General features: G+C 60.4%; 13 protein-coding genes. 12 read left to right on the top strand and 1 reads right to left on the bottom strand.

The window, feature by feature from the left end:
* Positions 1-139 precede the first annotated feature (139 nt).
* The 8 genes from QZT71_RS05795 to QZT71_RS05760 all read left to right on the top strand — a co-directional run bounded on the left by QZT71_RS05795 (position 140) and on the right by QZT71_RS05760 (position 11,142).
* Complete coding sequence (locus tag QZT71_RS05795; RefSeq protein WP_295913757.1) at positions 140-754, top strand: hypothetical protein; 615 nt, start codon at positions 140-142, stop codon at positions 752-754.
* A 5-nt stretch (positions 755-759) separates the two neighbouring features.
* Entirely contained in the window at positions 760-1,596 is an 837-nt protein-coding gene (locus QZT71_RS05790; protein WP_295913755.1) for a DUF2764 family protein, read from the top strand.
* A 141-nt stretch (positions 1,597-1,737) separates the two neighbouring features.
* Complete coding sequence (locus QZT71_RS05785) at positions 1,738-3,492, top strand: V-type ATP synthase subunit A (RefSeq protein WP_295913754.1); 1,755 nt, start codon at positions 1,738-1,740, stop codon at positions 3,490-3,492.
* A 10-nt stretch (positions 3,493-3,502) separates the two neighbouring features.
* Positions 3,503-4,825, top strand: a complete 1,323-nt coding sequence (locus tag QZT71_RS05780) for a V-type ATP synthase subunit B (protein WP_295913752.1) — start codon at positions 3,503-3,505, stop codon at positions 4,823-4,825.
* A gap of 6 nt (positions 4,826-4,831) precedes the next feature.
* The gene (locus tag QZT71_RS05775; RefSeq protein WP_295913749.1) at positions 4,832-5,440 is read left to right on the top strand and encodes a V-type ATP synthase subunit D; all 609 of its coding nucleotides are present in this window, start codon (positions 4,832-4,834) and stop codon (positions 5,438-5,440) included.
* Between the two features lie 8 nt (positions 5,441-5,448).
* A complete protein-coding gene (locus QZT71_RS05770) occupies positions 5,449-7,284 on the top strand; it encodes a V-type ATPase 116kDa subunit family protein (RefSeq protein WP_295913748.1) in 1,836 nt (611 codons plus the stop codon).
* A 21-nt stretch (positions 7,285-7,305) separates the two neighbouring features.
* Positions 7,306-7,761, top strand: coding sequence for an ATPase (locus tag QZT71_RS05765; protein WP_009597832.1), 456 nt, complete (start codon positions 7,306-7,308; stop codon positions 7,759-7,761).
* Between the two features lie 177 nt (positions 7,762-7,938).
* Positions 7,939-11,142, top strand: a complete 3,204-nt coding sequence (locus QZT71_RS05760; RefSeq protein WP_295913739.1) for an alpha-mannosidase — start codon at positions 7,939-7,941, stop codon at positions 11,140-11,142.
* 389 nt (positions 11,143-11,531) lie between these two features.
* On the opposite strand, the gene QZT71_RS05755 is transcribed toward QZT71_RS05760, so the two are convergent.
* Positions 11,532-15,584, bottom strand: a complete 4,053-nt coding sequence (locus QZT71_RS05755) for a hybrid sensor histidine kinase/response regulator transcription factor (RefSeq protein ID WP_295913736.1) — start codon at positions 15,582-15,584, stop codon at positions 11,532-11,534.
* 284 nt (positions 15,585-15,868) lie between these two features.
* Here QZT71_RS05755 and QZT71_RS05750 point away from each other — a divergent pair, with 284 nt between their 5' ends.
* Genes QZT71_RS05750 through QZT71_RS05735 form a run of 4 tightly spaced genes read left to right on the top strand, consistent with a single transcriptional unit; the run spans position 15,869 to position 21,159 of the window.
* Positions 15,869-16,582: a GDSL-type esterase/lipase family protein gene (locus QZT71_RS05750; RefSeq protein WP_295913733.1), complete on the top strand. Its 714-nt coding sequence runs from the start codon at positions 15,869-15,871 to the stop codon at positions 16,580-16,582.
* 10 nt (positions 16,583-16,592) lie between these two features.
* Positions 16,593-17,780 (top strand): glycoside hydrolase family 76 protein, encoded by a 1,188-nt coding sequence (locus QZT71_RS05745; protein ID WP_295913730.1) that lies wholly within the window; start codon positions 16,593-16,595, stop codon positions 17,778-17,780.
* Between the two features lie 55 nt (positions 17,781-17,835).
* Entirely contained in the window at positions 17,836-18,312 is a 477-nt protein-coding gene (locus QZT71_RS05740) for a hypothetical protein (RefSeq protein WP_295913728.1), read from the top strand.
* Between the two features lie 3 nt (positions 18,313-18,315).
* Positions 18,316-21,159, top strand: coding sequence for a glycosyl hydrolase (locus QZT71_RS05735; protein ID WP_295913725.1), 2,844 nt, complete (start codon positions 18,316-18,318; stop codon positions 21,157-21,159).
* Positions 21,160-21,172 lie beyond the last annotated feature (13 nt).

Below are 21,172 nucleotides of genomic sequence, written 5' to 3'. Positions count from 1 at the left end.
CCGGGCTGCCGGGTTCCTCTTTTTGTTCCCGATTCTTGTCAAAAAAGGACAATTTATTGTCATCGGCCTCTGATTTCTAATTATCTTTTATATATTTGTGCGTAAAATGAAAAAACAATAATCAAAACTAAATAACACTATGGAAAACAAACTTCAGGAGCTGACCAAGAAGCTCTATGACGAGGGACTGGAGAAAGGCCGCGCCGAGGCCGACCGCCTGGTTGCCGAGGCCAAGAAAGAGGCGGCGAAGATCGTTGCCGAAGCCCGCGCCCAGGCCGAAGACATCGTTAAGAAAGCCCAGGTGAAAGCCGAGGACGTGGAGAAGAACACCATGACCGAGATTTCGCTCGCCGGCAAGCAGGCCGCCGCGAAAATCAAGGCGGAGATCGCCTCGATGATCGTTGCCCGGGCTACGGCCGCCGGGGTTAAGGACGCGGCGCTCGATCCCGCCTTCATCAAGGAGATGCTGCTGTCGGTGGCCCGGAACTGGAACGGCGCCGAGGCCGGCAAGGTGGAGCTGAAAGCCCTGCTGCCCGAAGCCGGACGTGCGGAGCTCGACGCGGCGTTCGGCAAAAGCGCGCAGGAACTGCTCGCCGCCGGTATCGAAGTGGGGTATTCCAAAGAGGTGAAGTCCGGCTTCAAGGTGGGCGCCAAAGACGGCGGCTACTACATCTCGTTCTCCGACGCCGATTTCGACGCCCTGCTGGGCGAGTACCTGCGCGAGAAGGTTTCGGATATGCTCTTTAAGGCGTAACGACCATGTTCGCAACGAATTATTATTGTCTGGTCGCCGGGCTGAAAGAGTATTCGCTCGACGCCGACACCAAGGGCTTCGATGCCAAAGCCATCATCGGGGAGATTCTCGAAGGTGTGTCGGCGGCGGACGCTGCCGAGGTGCGGCTGCTGTACGGCTACTACGACTGTGAGAATATCGCTTCGCTGCGCGCGGGGCGCTCGGCGCACAATCCGCTGGGCAACTTCACGCACGAGGAGCTGGAAGAGGAGGTGAAGGCTCCCCGGAAGCTGCCGGCCCCCGTGGCCCGTGTGCTGCGCGCCTATGCCGACCCCGAGGGCGAGGACGCCGAGGAGGTCGATACGGCGCAGCGCTTCGAAACGGCCCTGTTCGACGCCTATTACGGCGCTTGCAGCCGTGCCCGCAGCCGCTTCCTGCGCGCGTGGTCGGAATTCGACCGCAACCTGCGCAACGTGACGGCCGCCGTGACGGCCCGTGCCGCTGGGCGTCCCGTAGAGGAGGTGACCGTAGGCGGGGGCGACGTGGTCGAGCAGCTGGAGCGCAGCTCGGCCGCCGATTTCGGACTGCGGGGCGAGCTGCCCTACATCGACGCCGTGATCGCCGCCGTGAACGACGATGCCAACCTCGTGGAGAAAGAGCATAAGCTCGACCTGATCCGCTGGAACGAAGCCGTGGAACTGGCGACGTTCGACTATTTCGACATCAACTCCATCCTTTCGTACCTCGTCCGCGTCAACATCGTGGCGCGCTGGACACAGCTCGACGCCGCACGCGGCCGCGAGATGTTCTCCCGCCTGATGGCCGAGCTGGACGGCAGGGCGCTGGTGGAAAACAAGGAGTAGTCCTGAAAGCGCATGCACGGCCGCAGGCCGTGTCAGCAGGCCCGGTACTGTCCCGGGCGCCTCTTCAGGGGGCCGGGATGCCCGAGGCGGAACGTGCGCCGGGGCCGGAAAAACGAAAAATAAGAAACTAAACGAATATTCATGAAAACTACAGGACGTGTAAACGGTATCATCTCCAACATCGTCATCGTCAAGGCCGACGGAGCCGTAGGCCAGAACGAAATCTGCTACGTGTATGCAGGCGATACCAAAATGATGGCCGAGGTCATCAAGGTCGTAGGCGACAGCGCCTATGTCCAGGTTTTTGACAGCACCCGCGGACTCAAAATCGGCGACAAGGTCGAGTTCGAGGGGCATATGCTCGAGGTGACGCTCGCCCCGGGCCTCTTGTCGCGCAACTACGACGGTCTGCAGAACGACCTCGAGAAGATGGACGGTCTGTTCATCGAGCGCGGGTCGATTACCGACCCGGTCGATTTCGGGGCGGAGTGGGAGTTCTCGCCGCTGGCCAAAGCGGGCGACAAGGCGACGGCCGCATCGTGGCTGGGCGAAGTCAAGGAGCAGTGGGTGAGCCACAAAATCATGGTGCCCTTCACGATGGCCGGGAACTATACGGTCAAGAGCGTGGCGGCGGCCGGTAAATACAAGGTCACGGACACGATTGCCGTGGTGACCGACGACGAGGGCCGGGACTACGACATCACGATGGTGCAGAAGTGGCCCGTGAAGCAGGCCGTGCGCTGCTACGTGGAGAAGCCGCGCCCCTCGCGCATGATGGAAACGGGCGTCCGCGCCATCGACACGTTCAACCCGATGGCCGAGGGCGGTACGGGCTTTATCCCCGGGCCTTTCGGTGCGGGCAAGACCGTGCTCCAGCACGCCATTTCGAAACAGGCCGATGCCGACATCATCATCATGGTGGCCTGCGGCGAGCGTGCCAACGAGGTGGTGGAGATTTTCAAGGAGTTCCCCGAACTGGTCGACCCCCATACGGGCCGCAAGCTCATGGAGCGCACGATTATCATCTGCAACACGTCGAACATGCCCGTTGCGGCGCGCGAGGCGTCGGTGTATACGGGTATGGCCATCGGCGAGTACTACCGCGCCATGGGCCTCAAGGTGCTGGTGATGGCCGACTCGACGTCGCGCTGGGCACAGGCGCTGCGCGAGATGTCGAACCGTCTGGAGGAGCTGCCCGGACAGGACGCTTTCCCGATGGACCTCTCGGCGATTATCTCGAACTTCTATTCGCGTGCCGGACTGGTGAAGCTGAACAACGGCCAGACGGGTTCGGTGACTTTCCTCGGTACGGTGTCGCCCGCGGGCGGTAACCTCAAGGAGCCGGTGACCGAGTCCACGAAGAAGGCGGCGCGCTGCTTCTACGCCCTGTCGCAGGGACGTGCCGACTCGAAGCGCTATCCGGCCATCGACCCGCTGGAATCCTATTCGAAATACCTCGAGTATCCCGAAATCAGGGAATACCTCGACGACCATATCGAGAAAGACTGGGTGGACCTTGTATATGCCGGCAAGACCATCGTGCAGCGCGGCAAGGAGGCCAACGACCAGATCAATATCCTCGGCGACGACGGCGTGCCGGTGGAATACCACGAACGTTTCTGGAAGTCGGAGCTGATAGACTTCGTAATCCTGCAGCAGGACGCATTCGACGACATCGACGCCAACTGCCCGCTCGAACGCCAGAAGATGATGTACAAAATGGTGCTCGACATCTGCAGCAAGGAGTTCGCTTTCGCCGGTTTCGAGGAGTGCTCGCAGTTCTTCAAGGGTCTGATCAACCTTTTCCGCCAGATGAACTATTCGGAATGGCAGTCGGAGAAGTTCAACGATTACCTGAAGCAGATCGAGAAGTATGTGAGTGAAAAAATCAAATAAGCTTTAGACCATGACAACACGAGCTTTTCAGAAAATATATACCAAGATTGACAACATCACCAAGGCGACCGTGACGCTCAAGGCGCTGGGCGTCGGCAACGACGAACTTGCCACCGTGGGCGGCAAGCTGGCGCAGGTGGTGAAGATTATGGGCGAGAACGTGACGTTGCAGGTTTTCTCCGGAACCGAGGGGATTGCTACCGACTCGGAGGTCGTCTTCCACGGCGAGCCGCCGAAGCTGCGCGTATCGGACAACCTGGCGGGCCGTTTCTTCAACGCCTACGGCGAACCGCTCGAAGGCGGTGAAATCGTCGAGGGCGAGGCGCGCGAAATCGGCGGCCCGACGGTGAACCCTTTCCGGCGTATCCAGCCTTCGGAGCTGATCGCCACGGGTATCGCCGGCATCGATTTGAACAATACGATCGTGACGGGGCAGAAGATTCCGTTCTTCGCCGATCCCGACCAGCCGTATAACGCCGTGATGGCCAACGTGGCGCTGCGCGCCAAGGCCGACAAAATCATCCTCGGCGGCATGGGACTTTCGAACGACGACTTCCTCTACTTCAAGTCGGTGTTCGAGAACGCCGGTGCGCTCGACCGCATCGTGTCGTTCGTCAACACGACGGAGAACCCGCCCGTGGAGCGGCTCCTGGTTCCCGACATGGCGCTTACGGCCGCCGAGTATTTCGCCGTGGACAAGGGCGAAAAGGTGCTGGTGCTGCTGACCGACATGACGCTCTACGCCGATGCGCTGGCCATCGTGTCGAACCGTATGGACCAGATTCCGTCGAAAGACTCGATGCCCGGCTCGCTCTACTCCGATCTGGCGAAGATTTACGAGAAGGCCGTGCAGCTGCCCAACGGCGGTTCGATTACCATTATCGCCGTGACGACCCTGTCGGGCGGCGACATTACGCACGCCATCCCCGACAATACGGGTTACATCACCGAAGGACAGTTGTTCCTTCGCAACGACTCCGATACGGGCAAGGTCATCGTCGACCCGTTCCGTTCGCTGTCGCGTCTGAAGCAGCTGGTCATCGGCAAGAAAACCCGCGAAGACCATCCGCAGGTGATGAACGCCTGCGTGCGCCTCTATGCCGACGCAGCCAACGCCAAGACCAAGCTCGAGAACGGTTTCGACCTCTCGGACTACGACGAGCGTACGCTGAAGTTCGCATACGACTATTCGGAGAAACTCCTGTCGATCGACGTCAATATCGGCATCACCGAGATGCTCGACACGGCGTGGGGACTCTTCGCGAAATACTTCTCCAAGGAGGAGGTCGCGATCAAGGAGGAGCTCATCAAAAAGTACTGGAAAGAATCGTAAAACGCGATGGCAATCAAATTTCAATATAACAAGACCTCGCTCGGCGACCTCGGCAAGCAGCTGAAAATGCGGCAGAAGGCACTCCCTACGATCAAAAGTAAGGAGTCGGCCCTGCGCTCCGAAGTGAAGAAGGCGAAGGACTCCGCGGGCGACTACCGCAGCCGGCTCGATGCCCTGAAGGCCGAGTACGACTACATGGTGGCGCTCTGGGGAGAGTTTGATTGTGACCTCTTGCGCATCGCTGATGTCGAACTTTCGGTACAGAAGATCGCGGGTGTGCGGATACCCGTTTTGCAGGACGTGAAGTTCGAGGAGAAGCCCTACGACCTCTTCTCGTCGCCCGTATGGTTCGCCGACGGAGTCGATATCCTCAAGCGCATGGCGCAGCTGGGGATCGAGTTCGAGGTGTACAACCGCCGGATGGAACTGCTCGACCACGCACGCCGTAAAACCACTCAAAAGGTGAACTTGTACGAAAAGGTGCAGATACCCGGGTACGAGGACGCCATACGTAAGATCAAACGCTTCATGGAGGACGAGGAGAACCTCTCCAAGTCGGCCCAGAAGATCGTGAAAACCAAACAGCAACAGGCCGGGGAGGGCGCAATGTTATGATAGCGAAAATGGCAAAATACGACTTTGTGCTCTATGCGGCGCAAAGCGAGGATTTTATCGAAAAGCTGCGCGACCTGGGCCTTGTGGACATCACCACCACGGGCTGGGAGCCCTCGGAAGAGGACCGGCAGCTGCTGCTCGACATCGAGGGGCACGCCAAGGCGACCGAATTCCTGCGCAATTTCCGTGCGGAGGAGGGCCGCTGCGACGCCGGCGCCAAGCCCTTCGCCACGGGCGCCGAGGCTTATGAGCACTACGCCGCCGCGCACCAGCGGGCTACGGCGCTGCATGCCGAAATCGGCCGCCTGGAGAAGACGGCCGACGAGCTGCGTCCGTGGGGCGAGTTTTCGCCCGAGCGCACCAAAGCGCTGGCCGAACAGGGCATCGTACTGCGTTATTTCTTCACCCCGAAGAGCAACTACGACAAGTTCGAAGCCGAGTGGGCCGGGCAGTATACCCTGTCGCTGATTAACCGCAGCGAATCGACGGCCTATTTTGTCGTCGTGACGGCTCCCGGCGAGGAGGTGACGCTCGATGCGCAGGAGATGAAAACCCCGTCGATGGACATCCGCGAGGCGGAGCGCCGTATCGCCGTGGCCGAAAAGGAACTCCGGACGCTGGACGCCGAGTTTTCGCGCGTGGCGGTTTCTGAAAAGCTACTCGCTGCGCATGCCGCAACGCTGAAAGAGCGCCTGCAGGGCGTGCGCGTGAAAGCCACGGCGCAGCAGGCCGCCGACGGCACGCTGGTCGTGATGGAGGGATGGGCCGAAAAGGAGACCTCGGACAAGGTCGACGCCTTGCTGGAGGAGTATCCCAACGTCGTTTACCTCAAGGGCGATCCTACGCCCGAGGACGATACGCCGGTGAAACTGAAGAACAACTGGTTCGCGCGCGTTTTCGAGTTGGTGGGCGACATGTACGCCCGTCCGAAATACGGTACGATGGACCTCACACCGTTCTTTGCGCCGTTCTACATGCTTTTCTTCGGCATCTGCCTGAACGATGCCGGATACGGCGCCATTCTCGCGCTGCTGGGGGCGTGGATGCTGGCGAAGAACAAACAGCCCGGCATGATGCGCCAGGCGGCATGGTTCGCCACGCTGTGCGGCGTGTCGACGATTCTCTTCGGACTGCTCTGCGGCTCTTTCTTCGGCATGAGCATGCAGGAGTGGTTCCCGTCGATTCATTTCTTCGATTTCCAGGGGCAGTTCTTCTCCATTGCGCTGGCCATCGGCGTGGTGCAAATCATGTTCGGCATGGTGCTGAAAATCGTCATGATTTCGTCCACCGTCGGATTCCGATATTCGCTCGGCTCGCTGGGCTGGCTGCTGGTGATTCTGGGCGGAAGCCTCGCCGGCGGACTGCCGCTGCTCAACCCCGAATGGGTGATTCCGTTCTACACCACCTCGTCGCCCGCGTTCTATGCGACGCTCGGTGTGGGCGCGGTGCTGATGCTGTTCTTCAACTCGCCGGGCAAGAATCCGCTGCTGAATTTCGGACTGGGACTGTGGGACACCTACAATAACCTGACGGGCATCCTCTCCGACGTGCTGTCGTATATCCGCCTGTTCGCCATCGGACTCTCGGGCGGCATCCTCGCCACGGTGTTCAACGCGCTTGCCGCCGGATTCGTCCCCGAGGGCTCGGGCATCGTCGTGCGGCTGCTGATTATGATTCCGATTCTGCTGATCGGCCACGGCATCAACCTCTTCATGTCGACCATCTCGTCGTTCGTACACCCGATGCGTCTGACGTTCGTCGAATTCTACAAAAATGCGGGCTTCGAGATGTCGATGCGCTCGTTCGAGCCCCTGCGGAAAATCGATAATTCGGAAAACAAATAACAACTAAAACAAATTACAATTATGGAATCAACAACTGCAATTATTTTAGGCTACCTCGGCGTAGCGCTGATGGTCGGCCTTTCGGGCGTAGCGAGCTGTATCGGTACTTCGATCGCCGGTATGGCATCCGTGGGTGCCATGAAGAAGAACGGCGGAGCTTTCGGTAGCTACATGATCCTTTCGGCCATCCCCGGCTCGCAGGGACTCTACGGTTTCGTAGGCTACTTCATCATCAAGGGTTTCCTGACGGATTCGATGACCCTGCTGCAGGGCGCTGCCATCTTCGGCGCCGGCCTGCTGACGGGCCTGGTCTGCCTCGCTTCGTCGTACTTCCAGTCGAAAGTCTGCGCCAACGGTATCGCCGCTATCGGCAACGGCCACGACGTAATGGGTAAGACGCTGATTCTCGCGGCTTTCCCCGAGTTGTACGCCATCCTTACGGTAGCTGCCGTCTTCCTGATCGCAGGCGCCATCTAACGCTGCCGTTGCAGTATTATTCCGCAGGGCGGGACATGCATATGTCCCGCCCTGCTTTTTTGCTTTTATTTGCTTTTTTTGTCAATATCTGTACTTTTATTGCTGAAATTGATACCTTCGGAACCATCGCGAATGCTTATTTTTGCATAAAAGCAAAACCTTAAACTCCGACCGAAAATGAAATCCAAACGCTTGATGCTCGCCCTGGCCGCCCTGTGCGTCGCCGGCGGCGGCGTTTCGGCCCAGCAGAAAGCCGGGCAGGTGGCACCCAAAACCTACAGGGCCTATATGGTCTGCGACGCCCACCTCGACACCCAGTGGAACTGGGACGTGCAGACCACCATCCGGGAGTATATACCCCGCACGTTGTTCCAGAACCTTTACCTGATGGAGCGTTTCCCCGACTACCGTTTCAGCTTCGAGGGGGCCGTCGTGTATTCGTGGATGAAAGAGTACTATCCCCTGCAGTACGAGCAGATGAAGAAATACATCGCCTCGGGCCAGTGGCACATCGCCGGGGCTTCGTGGGACGCCAATGACCCCAACATGCCTTCGGCCGAGTCGTTCTTCCGCAACATCCTGCTCGGACAGGAGTATTATAAAAAGGAGTTCGGCGTGCATTCGACCGACATCTTCCTGCCCGATTGTTTCGGGTTCGGGTATACGCTGCCCACCATTGCGTCGCACTGCGGCCTGCTGGGCATGTCGACGCAGAAGTTGAGCTGGCGCAACCACGATTTCTACGACGCCCCGTATCACAGGAAAAACCCCTTCTCCTGGGGCGTCTGGTACGGCATCGACGGCAGTTCGGTGCTGGCGGCGTTCGATACGGGCGGTTACAACGACGAACTGCCCGAGAACGTGCAGTATAACGAGCGCCTGATGGAGCGCGCCGCCAACGGTTACGACAACACCTGTTTCCGCTACTATTCGGGCGGCGGAAAAGGGGTCGGCGACAAGGGTAACAGCGGTACGGTGACCACGTGCCGCCGCCTGGAGAAAGCCGTCAATGACCCCGATGCGCCGATTGAAATCATCAGCGCCGTGAGCGACGACCTTTTCAAGGCCTATCGCGACCGCAAGGCGGAACTGCCCGCGTACGACGGCGAGCTGCTGATGGACGTGCATGCCACGGGCTGTTACACCTCGCAGACGGCCATGAAGTACTACAACCGCCGCAACGAGGAGCTGGCCGGGGCGGCCGAGCGCGCTTCGGTAGCCGCGGACTGGCTCGGCGCGCTGGCATACGACAGCGCCAAACTCAACGAAATCTGGCAGCGTTTCATCTGGCACCAGTTCCACGATGATTTGACCGGAACGAGTATTCCGCAGGCCTATACGTGGTCGTGGAACGACGAACTGATTGCCCTGCGGCAGTCCGGCGACGTGATGAATACGGCGGTGGGCGCGCTGTCCTATTCGCTCGACACGCGGGTGAAAGGTACACCCGTGGTGGTCTATAACGCGGTGACCTCTCCGGTGAAAGCCGTCGTCGAGGCCGAGGTGCCCCTTGCGGCCAAAGCCAGAGGCGTGGCCGTGTACGGCCCCGACGGCCGCCGCGTGGCGGCGCAGGTCGTCAGCCGTGAAGGCGGGAAAGCCGTCGTGGCGTTCGCCGCCTCCGTCGGGCCGGTGGGGTATGCCGTATACGACGTCCGTCCGGCTGCACCGGCGAAGCCGTCGGCACTGAAAGTGGCCGGAAATACAATCGAGAACGCCGTGTACAAAGTGACGCTCGACAAGAACGGCGACATCGCCTCGCTAATCGACAAGCGCTGCGGCCGCGAGCTGGTCGAGCAGGGCAAGGCATTCCGGCTGGCGGTATTCGAGGGAAATCCCTCGAACCAGTGGCCTGCCTGGGAGGTGCTCAAGGAGGTGGTGGACAAGACGCCGCGTCCGGTCGACGGAGAGGTGACGATTTCGGTGGGCGAAGAGGGCCCCGTGCGGGCTTCGCTCAAGGTCGAGCGCACGTGGGGCGATTCGAAGTTCACGCAGTACCTTACGCTGACCGACGGCGCGTCGGACGACAGGCTGGATATTCATACGACTATCGACTGGAACAGCCGCAATACGCTGCTCAAAGCCGAATTCCCCATGTCGGTGCGCAATGAAAAGGCCGCCTACGACCTCGGTATCGGCTATATCGAGCGCGGCAACAACACGGCGACGGCCTACGAGGTGCCGGCTTTGAAATGGGCCGATTTGACCGATGCCGACGGCTCGTACGGCGTTTCGGTGCTCAACGACTGCAAATACGGCTGGGACAAACCCGCCGACAACACGCTCCGCCTGACGCTGATTCACACCCCGTCGACCGAGCGGCGCTATGCCCACCAGCGCGACCTCGACCTGGGGGTGAATCATTTCACCTACTCGATCGTGGGGCATACCGGAACGGAACGCGGGGCGACGGTGGCCGCCGCGGAGCAGCTCAACATGCCGCTGGTAGCCTACGTGGCCCCCGTCCATACGGGTGCGCTGGGCCGGACGTTCTCGATGCTGGAGGTTTCGACCCCGCAGATCGGCGTGCGAGCGCTGAAAAAGGCCGAGGACGGCGACGGGTACATCGTACGATGCTATGAGCTGACCGGAAAGCCGGTCGAAAACGCCCGCATCACCTTCCCGGCGCAGGTGCTTTCGGCCGAGGAGTGCAACGGCATCGAGGAGAGAATCGGCTCTGCCGCGACCGACGGACGTTCGTTGCTCGTTACGGCCGGGAAATTCGCGCCCAAGACCTACCGCGTGCGGCTGGCCGCTCCGGGCCGCAAGTCGACGCTGGCAGTGAACAATGCGCCCGTGACGCTGCCCTACAACACGACGGCTTTCACGACCGACGAGTTCTATACCTATTATCGTTTCGACAAGGAGCGCGGTACCTATGCCGCCGAACTGGTGCCGTCGGAGCTTACCTGCAACGGCGTGGAGTTCATGCTGGGCGAGGAGAATGCCGACGATGCGGTGTTGTGCCGCAGCCAGGTAATCGACCTGCCCGAGGGCAACTACAAGAAACTCTACATGCTCGTGGCTGCGGCCGACAAGGAGTGCGAGGCGGTATTCAGGGTGGGCGATTCGGAGCAGGCCGTAGCCGTGCCCCTGTGGAAGGGTTTCTACGGCCAGTGGGGTTGGCGCGGACACAGCCAGGCGTTCCTCAAGGATGCCACGATTGCGCACATCGGCACACACCGCCACCAGGGCGATGCAGGCAACCTGCCGTACGACTTCTCCTATATGTATATGGTTTCCCTCGATATTCCCGCAGGCGCGCAAACGGTGACGCTGCCCGAGAACCGTAACGTGGCGGTATTCGCCATGACGGCTTCGGACAATCCCATCGGCGACGTGCTTCCGGCGAACAGCACTTTCATCCGTCCGGATGCTAAGTAAACACGTTTTTTAGGTAGTATAATTAGGGGCTCAAGCCCGGCTCGACGAGCCGGGCTTGGGTTTTTTATGCGGCCGGGCTCTTTTTCGTTTGGTCGGCTTTTCCCCGATGCAGTCGAACTTTCCCCGGTGCAGTCGAACTTTTTCCGATGCAGTTGAACTTTTTCCGGTGTGTCCTGCTCTCTTCCGGTGTGACCGACTTTTTTCCGGTTTGTCCTGTTTTTTTCCGGTTTGTCCTGCTCTTTCCCGGCGCGTCCTGCTCTTGCCGGTGCGGTCGACGCTTTCCCCGGGCAGGGGTGACCGGGCGGCAGCCGGGGAATAAAATCCGTCCCTGCTGCATCCTATTGCGGCAGGGACGGAGTCGTTGGAACCGGAGCTGTCGGGATGCGGTGTCAGGCCTCCTCCGGCTGTTCCCCCGAGGGGGCGTCGACCTCCTGCCGCACCTGAGAGAGTTTCTCCTTGCGGTAAACCTTGGGCGTACAGCCGTACTTGGCGGCGAAACACTTGAAGAACGTGCCCCGGTTGACGAATCCCGCCTTGTAGATGATTTCGTCGATGGAGAGCTTGGTCGTGGTGAGCAGTTGCTCGGCCTTGGCCAGCCGGTACTCCTTGATGATGTTGGTGGGAGTCTGGTTCAGAATCCCCTCCAGGCGGCGGTAGAGGTTGCGGATGCTCACACCCATCTCGTCGGCGATGAATTTGGTGGAAATCTCCGTGTTGGAGATGTTGTCGTTGATGATTTTCAGCATCCGGTCAATGAACTCCTTGTCGTCCTGGTGGAGCATGCGTCCGTCCGAGAGTTCGAAGGCGCTGATGGTGGATTTGTAGTAGTCCTTGAGCGAGCGGTTGCGTTTGAGCAGCTGTTCGGTCACGGCTTTCAGGTATTCGACGTTGAACGGGAGCGTCAGGCAGATGTCCGCGCCCGACTCCACGCCCTTGATCCGTTCGTCGACCTGCTGTGCCGTCGAGAGCAGGATTACGGGGATATGCGAGGTGAGCTTGCCCTCCTTGATGAACTTGATGAGCGACAGGCAGTCGGATTTCTCGGAGAGGGCCTCGCAGATGATGATGTCCGGGTGCATCTGCTTGAGCAGCTCGATCATCTCGCCGAGGTTGCCGGGCATCTTGATGTTGTAGTCGGGGGCGAAGAGTTCGGCCACGAAATTCATGATTTCCGAGTTGTCGTTGACGATGAACATCGTCGGACGGTTCTTGTCGAACGTGAATTCGGGCTGGGGCACGGTCGGGAGCGGCAGTCCGTACTCCGTGTCGATCGGTACGATGTTGTCGCTGGCCGCGGAGGTTTCGGCGGTGACTTTCAGGCGGGGCAGGCGTACGGTGAAAGTGGTCTGCGCGTTGGGTGTGCTTTCGACCGTGATTTCACCCTGCATGCGGACGACGATGCTGTGGCAGATGGCCAGGCGCAGGTCGCCCTGGAACGAAAGTCCCCGCTCGCTCTTGCGCTCGAAATAGTCGAGTACGCGGTAGCGGTCGAAAATAGCCTCGATGTCCTCGAGGTTGACGCCGATGCTGTCGTTGGAGGCCGAGATGAAGAGGCTGCCGTTGTCGTTGCGAATCGTCAGGCTCACGGTGCCGTTGTAGGGCGTGTGCCTGAATGCATTGGAGAGCAGGGTGTTGAGAATCGTGGTAAGTCCCTCTCGGTCGCTGGGCCACGCCAGGTTGCGCTCGATGTCCAGCTGGCGGTGGATGCTGTTCTGCTCGGAATAGTCGCCGAAAGTCTCCACGATGCCCTGCGCAATCTCCGCCACGGGCACCAGTTCGATGTTTTCGTTGTCCTCGTTTTGCGTGGAGCCGATGCCGCGGAATTCGTGGAGCATATAAATCAGGTCGTGGAGCTTGGCGACGTTCTGCCGGATGGTCTGCGCATACCGCAGGACGTAGGAGTCGGCCTTGCGGTAGGTGATAATCTGCTGGCAGGGGCCCGAAATCATCGTCAGCGGCATCGACAGCTCCTGCGTGATGTTCGAGAAGAAACGCATCTTCGACTCGTATACCTCCTCTTTGCGGCGGCTTTCGAGCCGCTGGAGCTGCTCGGCGCGGCGCCGGCGGTAACGGAGCAGGTAGTAGCGGACGATGCCGCCCATGACGGCCAGCGCCAGCAGCATGTAGAGGAAACGGGCCAGCAGCGTGGCGTACCATGCCGGTTTGAGGCGTATCGGCAGCGAGTAGACCGGACTGGTCGCGCCGGTGATGTTGTTGCGGTAGCGCACGTCGAGGCGGTAGGTGCCGGCCGGGAGGTCGGCGAACGAGAGTTTCGACGAGGTGCTGTTCCACTGGTCGCTGTAACCGTCCAGCCGCGTGAAGTAGGTGTAGTTGCTGCCGTTGACGTAGTCGAGGGCCGAAACGGTGATTTCGTAGATGCGCTGTCCGTGCCGGAGCGTCAGCACGCCCTTGCCGGAGAGCAGGTTGCCGATGTTGTGGATGCCGTCGTTGAGGCGGACGTCGCGGAACAGGACTGGAGGGCTGAACGCCTGCTCCTCGAATCCGGTTTCCTCGATGGTGACCAGGCCGTTGATGCCTCCGAAGAAGAGCAGTCCCGTGCGCGGGTCGGTGAAGTAGGCGCCGTCGCTGTATTCGATGGTATTCAGGCCGTAGGAATAACCGTAGGTCACTACATTGCCTGTGGCCGGGGTGTACTGCACTAGTCCCCGGTTGGTGCTCAACCACAGGTCGCCCTTGCGGTCTTCGAGGATGCCGTGCACCGTATTGGTGATGCCCGGAACGAGTGTCGTGTCGCGTCCGATTTGCATCAGGCCGCCGCTGGTGCCGAACCAGAGGTTGTTGTCCCGGCTGTGGTGGATGGCGAAGATGTCGTTGACGATGGCGCTGCGGTTGCGGTCGAACTTGACGACATGGTGCGTGCCCGTGCGGGAGTTGTAACGCACGGCGCCGCCGCCCCGGTTGCCGAACCACATAATCGAGTCGTTCTGTTTGTAGAGGGCGAAGAAAAATTTCTTGACCTCCAACTCTTCGTTGAAATGGAGCCGCTTGAACTCCCGGATTTCGGGACGCGACTGCGGGCCCCCGAGCGTGATGCGGAACACGCCGCAGCCCACCGAGGCGACCCACAGCGTGTCGGGGGCGGTTTCACGCAGCGTGTGGATGAAACGCAGCTCCTCGGGTGCGGCCAGTTTGTGGATTTTCCGGTCGTGGTAGGAGTAATAGTTCAGTCCGTCGCCGTCGGTGCCGATCCACAGCAGGTTGCGGCTGCTTTCGGCGAACGTGTAGACCGAGTTGTCGAGCAGGGCGCTGTTCGCCGTCGTGATTTGCTCGACGTGCGCCGAATCGAAAGTCTTGCGCTGGTAGTAGTTGGGGATGCGCAGCGCTCCTTCGCCCTTGGTGCCTATCCAGAGGCTGCGTTCGTGGTCGATGTAGAGCGCACGGACGGGTTTGGAGAGATTGTAGGGCAGGTCGTTGAAGGTAATCGACCGGAAGGCCACGGCGTTGCGCGTGTGTTGGTAAAGCCCCTGTCCGTCGGTGCCGATCCAGACGATTCCCTGCCGGGCGTCGCGCAGCAGCGACATGACGCCGCACGTGATGTTGATGTGTTCGGTGGCGTATTTCACGCTGTTCTGGGGCGTGGTCTTGAGCCGGACGACACCGTTGGTGCTGAACGATACGATGTAATCGTCATCGTCGCTGATGATGTCCGACACGCTGCCCATGGCCGCCAGCTCTTCGCGCATGTCCTTTATATAGATAATCTGCCGGCTGGTGACGTCGAATTCGTAGAGCACGTGCGTACGGTCGATGAAGTAGACGCGGTTTTGCTCCCGGAATGCGTATTCGGGCTGCGAGGGGAGGGCGATTTGCTGGATTTCGCCGAAACGGAATTCCCCGCTGTCGCCGGAAGGGATTTCCACGGGCATGCAGAAGATGCCCTTGCGGGAGAAACACCAGAGGTTGCCGTCGTCGTCGAGCGCCATCTCCAGGATGTCGGCGTATCCGGCATGCCGCATGGGCTGCACCGGGGCGAATTCGTGGCGGGCGGGGTCGTAATAGCTGAACTTGTTGTCCTGCGTGATGACAATCACTTCGCCGCTGCTCCGTGTCACGATTCTGTACATTCCCTGGAAGCAGGTGTGGGGCTCGACCCGCTTGCTGTCGGGGTCGAACAAATCGAGTCCGTAGTTGGTGCGTATCCAGAACAGCGAGTCGGTCGTTACGGCAATCTCCTCGATGAGGTTGCCCGAGAGCGGTGCGTTGCCGTCCCAGTCGTTGGGGAAAAGCCGCATGCGCTCCCCGTCCCACATGTTCAGGCCGTCGCAGGAGCCTATCCAGATGAATCCGTGCTTGTCCTGCGCCAGGGAGAGAATGGCGTTGTTGGAGAGGCCTTCGCGGCTGGAAATCTGCCGCAGGTTGCTGGCGTGTGCCGGTATGCAGAGCAGCAGGAGCGCCCAGAGGAGATGTATTTTCCGTTTCATGGAAGGTTACGGTTAGTCGGAGTAAGGTTGTTTGTGCAAATTTATGCAAATTTTATGAAAAAACAGACTGCCGACCCCGTAATACGGCATGAAAACAGACATATTTTGTCGTTTGCGACCCGAAAAAAAGGACTTACGGGCTGCGATTTCTCGCTCCGGAAGCGGTTGAAGGCGGAATTTATGCGGTTTGGCACGGATGTGTACTATTTCTTCATGGATACGGACTGCCGATCCACCGGCGTTTTCTAATTTTGTTAGCGAAAACCTGAAACCTGTACTATCCGATGAAAAAAATCGTACTCCTGTCGCTGGCCCTTTTTGCGGCCGCCGCCCTGCATGCCGAACAACCCCGGGACTGGGCCCAGTTCGGACGTTACGAAAAACAGAATGCCGAGCTGGCCGGTCGTCCGGTCGAAGTGGTGTTCATGGGCAATTCCATCACCGATAACTGGATCGGCGCCGATCCCGCCTTTTTTGAAAAGAACGGTTTCGTCGACCGCGGCATCAGCGGGCAGACGACCAGCGAAATGCTGGTGCGCTTCCGCCGCGACGTCATCGACCTGCATCCCGACGCGGTGGTGATTCTGGCCGGCATCAACGACATCGCACAGAACAACGGGGCGATCAAACTCGAAAATACGTTCGGCAACATCGTGTCGATGTGCGAACTGGCCAAACACAACGGCATTCGCGTGGTGCTCTGCGCCGTGCTGCCGTGCGACCGTTTTTCGTGGCGGCCCGGGGCGACGCCCGCAGCCGCTGTCCGGGAGCTGAACGCCCTGCTGAAACGATATGCCGCCGAACACAAGATTCCCTATGTGGATTACCATGCGGCGTTCGACAACGGCGCAGGCGGGCTGGACGCGCGCTTCTCGCACGACGGCTGCCATCCGACACTCTACGGCTACACGCTGATGGAGCCGATGGTAAACGAGGGAATCAACAAGGCCCTCCGGACGAAAAAAGCCCGTTATACGACTCCGACACCCAATGAATAACCGATAAAAAATGAAGAAAACACTACTCCTGACCATCGTGGCCGCCGCGTGCGCCCTGGTTGCCTGCGAGCGCCTGTCGCCGCGCCAGGCCCGGGATCTCGAGCGGGCGAAAGCGACCCTCGATTCCGTTTACACCTATTACGGCGTCGCCGACCGCTGTCTGCTGCGCGAAAACTATCCGTTCAATGCCGGGTACAAGGCGGGATACCTCGCCTCCGAAGACAAGGCGCAGCCCAATCCCTACTCCTACCTGTGGCCTTTCTCGGGGACGCTGTCGGCGGTGAATACGATCGTCGAGGCCGACGCTCCGTACCGCAAGGTGCTCGACGGGCGCGTGCTGCCCGGACTGGCCGAATACCTCGACACGACGCGCGAACCTGCGGCCTACGCCTCCTATATAAATACGGCTCCGGCTTCGGACCGCTTCTATGACGACAATGTCTGGCTGGGCATCGATTTCTGCGACATCTACGAGGCCACCGGCGACCGGAAGTACCTCGCCCAGGCGGAGATGATCTGGAAATTCATCGAGAGCGGCATGGACGACGTGCTGGGCGGCGGCATTTACTGGTGCGAGCAGCAGAAGCACTCGAAGAACACCTGTTCGAACGCTCCGGGAACGGTTTACGCCATGAAACTTTATGCCGCGACGGGCGACGAACACTACCTGGAGCAGGCCCGCACGCTCTACCGGTGGACGAAGGAGCACCTGCTCGATACCGGGGACGGGCTTTATTTCGACAACGTGGCGCTCGACGGCAATATCGGCCGGGCGAAGTTCGCCTACAACAGCGGCCAGATGGTGCAAGCCGGTGCCCTGCTGTACAAGGCAACGGGCGACGAAAGCTACCTGAAAGACGCACAGCGCACGGCGGAGGCCTGCTACGGCCGTTTCTTCGAGGAGTTCACACCCGGGGACGGCGAGGCGTTCCGCATCATCCGCAAGGGGAACGTCTGGTTCTCGGCGGTGATGGTGCGCGGCCTGGTCGAATTGTACGCAATCGACGGTAACCCCGCGTATGTCGACGCCGTGCAGCGCAGTCTGGATTATGCCTGGGAGCATGCGCGCGACGAACACGGCCTTTTCGAAACCGATTTCACGGGTGCGGAAAAACAGGCCGAGAAGTGGTTGCTGACGCAGGGCGCGATGGCCGAGATGTACGGCCGTATGGCCGGCGTGGAGCTGGAGCCGAAATAAAAACCTGCCGCCGCCGGACCTCCGGCGCATACGGCCCTGCGAACAGCCCGAACCGATGAAGCGACTCCTTGCCATAACCTTTGCCGCCTGCGGCGGGAAGGGCGTGCCGTTTCCGTCGGGCAATCTCGGGCGGGCGAAAGCGACGCTCGGTTCCATTTACAAGCGGTACGGGGTCGGGGGCAGCTGCCTGCTGCGCGAAAACCATCCTTTCGATGCGGAGTGTCAGGCGGGGTATGTGCTGTCCGGCGACCGGGCGTGCCCGAATGCCTGCTCTTACCTGTGGCCCTTTTCCGGGACGCTGCCGGCGGTGACGGCGATGCTCGGGGCCGACTCCTCGTATCGCAGTGTGCTGGAGGGAAGGGCGCTCCCGGGATTGGCCGAATACCTTGATACGACGCGCATGCCCGCGGCCTGTGCGGCCTATGTCGAGGCTGCTTCGGAACGTTTCTACGACGCAGGCCTGAATGGCCGTAATGTACGCCCGCATGGGCACCCTGAAACCCAAACAAAACCGATAACAAAAACAACGTAACCGATGAAACTGAAATTCCTGCTGGCCCTGCTGCTCGCGGCATTCGGAACGGGACTTGCCCATGCCGGGAAACTGCCGGTGGTCAAGACTCCCCGTCCGGAAAAAGAGCTTTACAACGTGTTCAAGAATCCCGATGAACGCCACCGTCCCTACGTACGCTGGTGGTGGAACGGCAGCCGCGTCGACGAGCGGGAAATCCTGCGCGAACTGGATTTGATGCGCGAGGCCGGCATCGGGGGCGTGGAGATCAATACCATCCAGTTCCCCGACCAGACCGCCGACACGGTGGGCTGCGCGGCACTGACGTGGTTGAGCGACGAATGGATACATATGGTCAACGTGGCGGCCGATGGCTGCCGCGAGCGGGGCATGACCTGCGACATCATCGTCGGCTCGGGCTGGCCTTTCGGAGCCGAATACCTCGGCCCCGACGAACAGGTGCAGATGCTCTTTCCCGTGACAATCGACGTCGGGGAGGGTAAATTCACCATCTCCCGCGACGAGGTGCTCCGCATGGCGGACGCCCGTATCGCCAATCCGCGCAGCAACCCGGACAAGGAGCTGATGTTCATCCGCCTGATGCCCAAGAACGTCGAGGAGTTCACCCCAGGCGTGTCGTACGACGGCCAGGCCGGCAATGGGCAGATTACCGTCGACGTACCGCAGGGCGAGCACGTGCTCTACTTCTTTGTGAAGCTGTCGGGCTATTCGCGCGTGATTCTGGGTGCTCCGGGAGCCAGCGGCCCCGTGGTGAACCATCTCGACGGCAAGGCCGTGGGGCGCTACCTCGATAAATTTTCCGATGCGATGCATTTCACCCGGGGAAAGCTCAAGGGCGAGATCCGCGCGGCGTTCTGCGACAGCTTCGAACTGGAGGGCGACAACTGGACGCCTGGCATGTTCGCCGAGTTCGAGAGACGCATGGGCTACTCGCTCGACCCCTACCTGCCTTACGTTTTCCAAAAAACCGGGGCCATGGGCGAACCCGTCCGCGAGGCCTACGGCAGCAACTTCTCGGTGAAGGTGACGCGCGAGGTCGTCGAGCGCGTGCGCCACGACTTCTGGCATGTGCAGATGCAGCTGTTCAAGGAGAACTTCATCGACGTATATAACGCCTGGTGTCACCGCAACGGGCTGAAATCGCGTATCCAGGCCTACGGGCACCAGCTCCATCCCATCGAGGCGTCGATGTATATCGACATTCCCGAGTGCGAGTCGTGGATACACGACGGCATCGGCCGGGTGATGAATCCCAACGAGTACCTCTCGGGCCGCGGATACAGCATGGTCAACAAGTTCGTTTCGTCGGGCGCGCTGCTCGCAGGCCGTCCTGTCGTGAGCTGCGAGGAGCAGACCAACGTGGGCAACATCTTCCAGACGACGCTCGAGGAGGTGAAAGTGACGGGCGACCGCAGCAACCTGTCGGGCGTGAACCATTCGGTGCTCCACGGCTTCAATTACAGCCCTCGCCAGAAAGACTTTTTCGGGTGGATACAGTTCGGCACCTATTTCAACGAGAACAACACGTGGTGGCCCTACGTGCGTTCGTGGACGGACTACAAGGCGCGCGTGTCGGCGCTGCTGCAAAACAGCGTTTACCAGGCCGATATCGCCATCCTGCCGCCTCTCGAAGACCTTTGGTCGATCCACGGCATGCAGCGCGACCCCTATCCCGGCGTGACGCATCCCGCCTATGCCAACGACCTCTGGGAGGCCGTCATGCAGAGCGGCAACGGCTGCGATTACGTCAGCGAGAACATCATCCGCCAGTCGTCCGTGGGCAAGGGCTGCATCCGCTTCGGCGCGCGCAGCTATAACACGCTGCTGCTGATGGAGGTCGAGAGCCTCGAACCCGAAACCGCCGAGCGCATCGCCTCCTTCGTGGCTGCCGGGGGCCGCGTCATCGCCATCGGCAAGGTGCCCTGCAAGGGGCTCGGATTCAAGGACGCCGATGCGAAGGACGCCCGTGTCAAGGCGATTATCGACCGCACGGTTGCCGCGCATCCCGACCGCTTCATCCGCGTCGACGCTCCCGCGGGCGACATCCTCGGCTGGTACCGCGGCTTGCAGGCCGAGTATGGCCTGACGCCCTATGCGAAGATTTCCGCTCCCGACCGTTTCCTGTCGATGAACTATTACAAGTCGGGCGGCAAGGATATTTATTTCTTGGTCAACTCGTCGATCGAGCGCACGATTCAGACCCGGGTCGAGTTCCCGGCCGCCGTCGCCGCCAAGCAGGCATGGCTGTGGAATGCCGAAACGGGCGAACGCCATATGCTCGGGGTGCAGAACGGCGCAATCGAGCTGTGCCTGACGCCCGCCGAGGCCAAATTCATCGTCTTCGAGAAAGACTGCAGCGGCGCGATGCTTCCGGCGCCGGCGCCCCGCAATGCGAATCCCGTGGCGCTGACGGGCATCTGGGACGTCAAGGCCACGCACCATGTGGACAAGAGCGTGAAGGAGTTCCGGCTGACCGACCTGGTCGACCTGCACAGCCTGCCGTTCCCCTGGCTGCAAAGCTTTGCCGGGGAGATCGAATACAGCAGGACGGTGGAAATCGAAGACCCTGCGGCGTTCCATACGCTCGATGCCGGGCTGACGCACAACGGCCTGACGGAGCTCTTCGTCAACGGCGAATCGGCCGGCGTCCGCTGGTACGGCGCCCGTACGTTCGATGTGGGCGGCATGCTCCGCAAGGGGGAGAACCGCATTACCATCCGCGTGACGACGGTGCTGACCAACTACGCCAAGGCCCGCGCCGCCGATACCCCCACGGCCGCACGCTGGGAGTGGGCGCAGCGGCTCAACAAGGAGCTGGGTCTTCGCGGTCCCGTTACGATTTATTGAACCCAAAGCCCGA

This window comes from uncultured Alistipes sp. (assembly GCF_902388705.1).
Lineage (GTDB): Bacteria > Bacteroidota > Bacteroidia > Bacteroidales > Rikenellaceae > Alistipes.
This window is presented reverse-complemented; position numbering and strand designations above follow the sequence as displayed.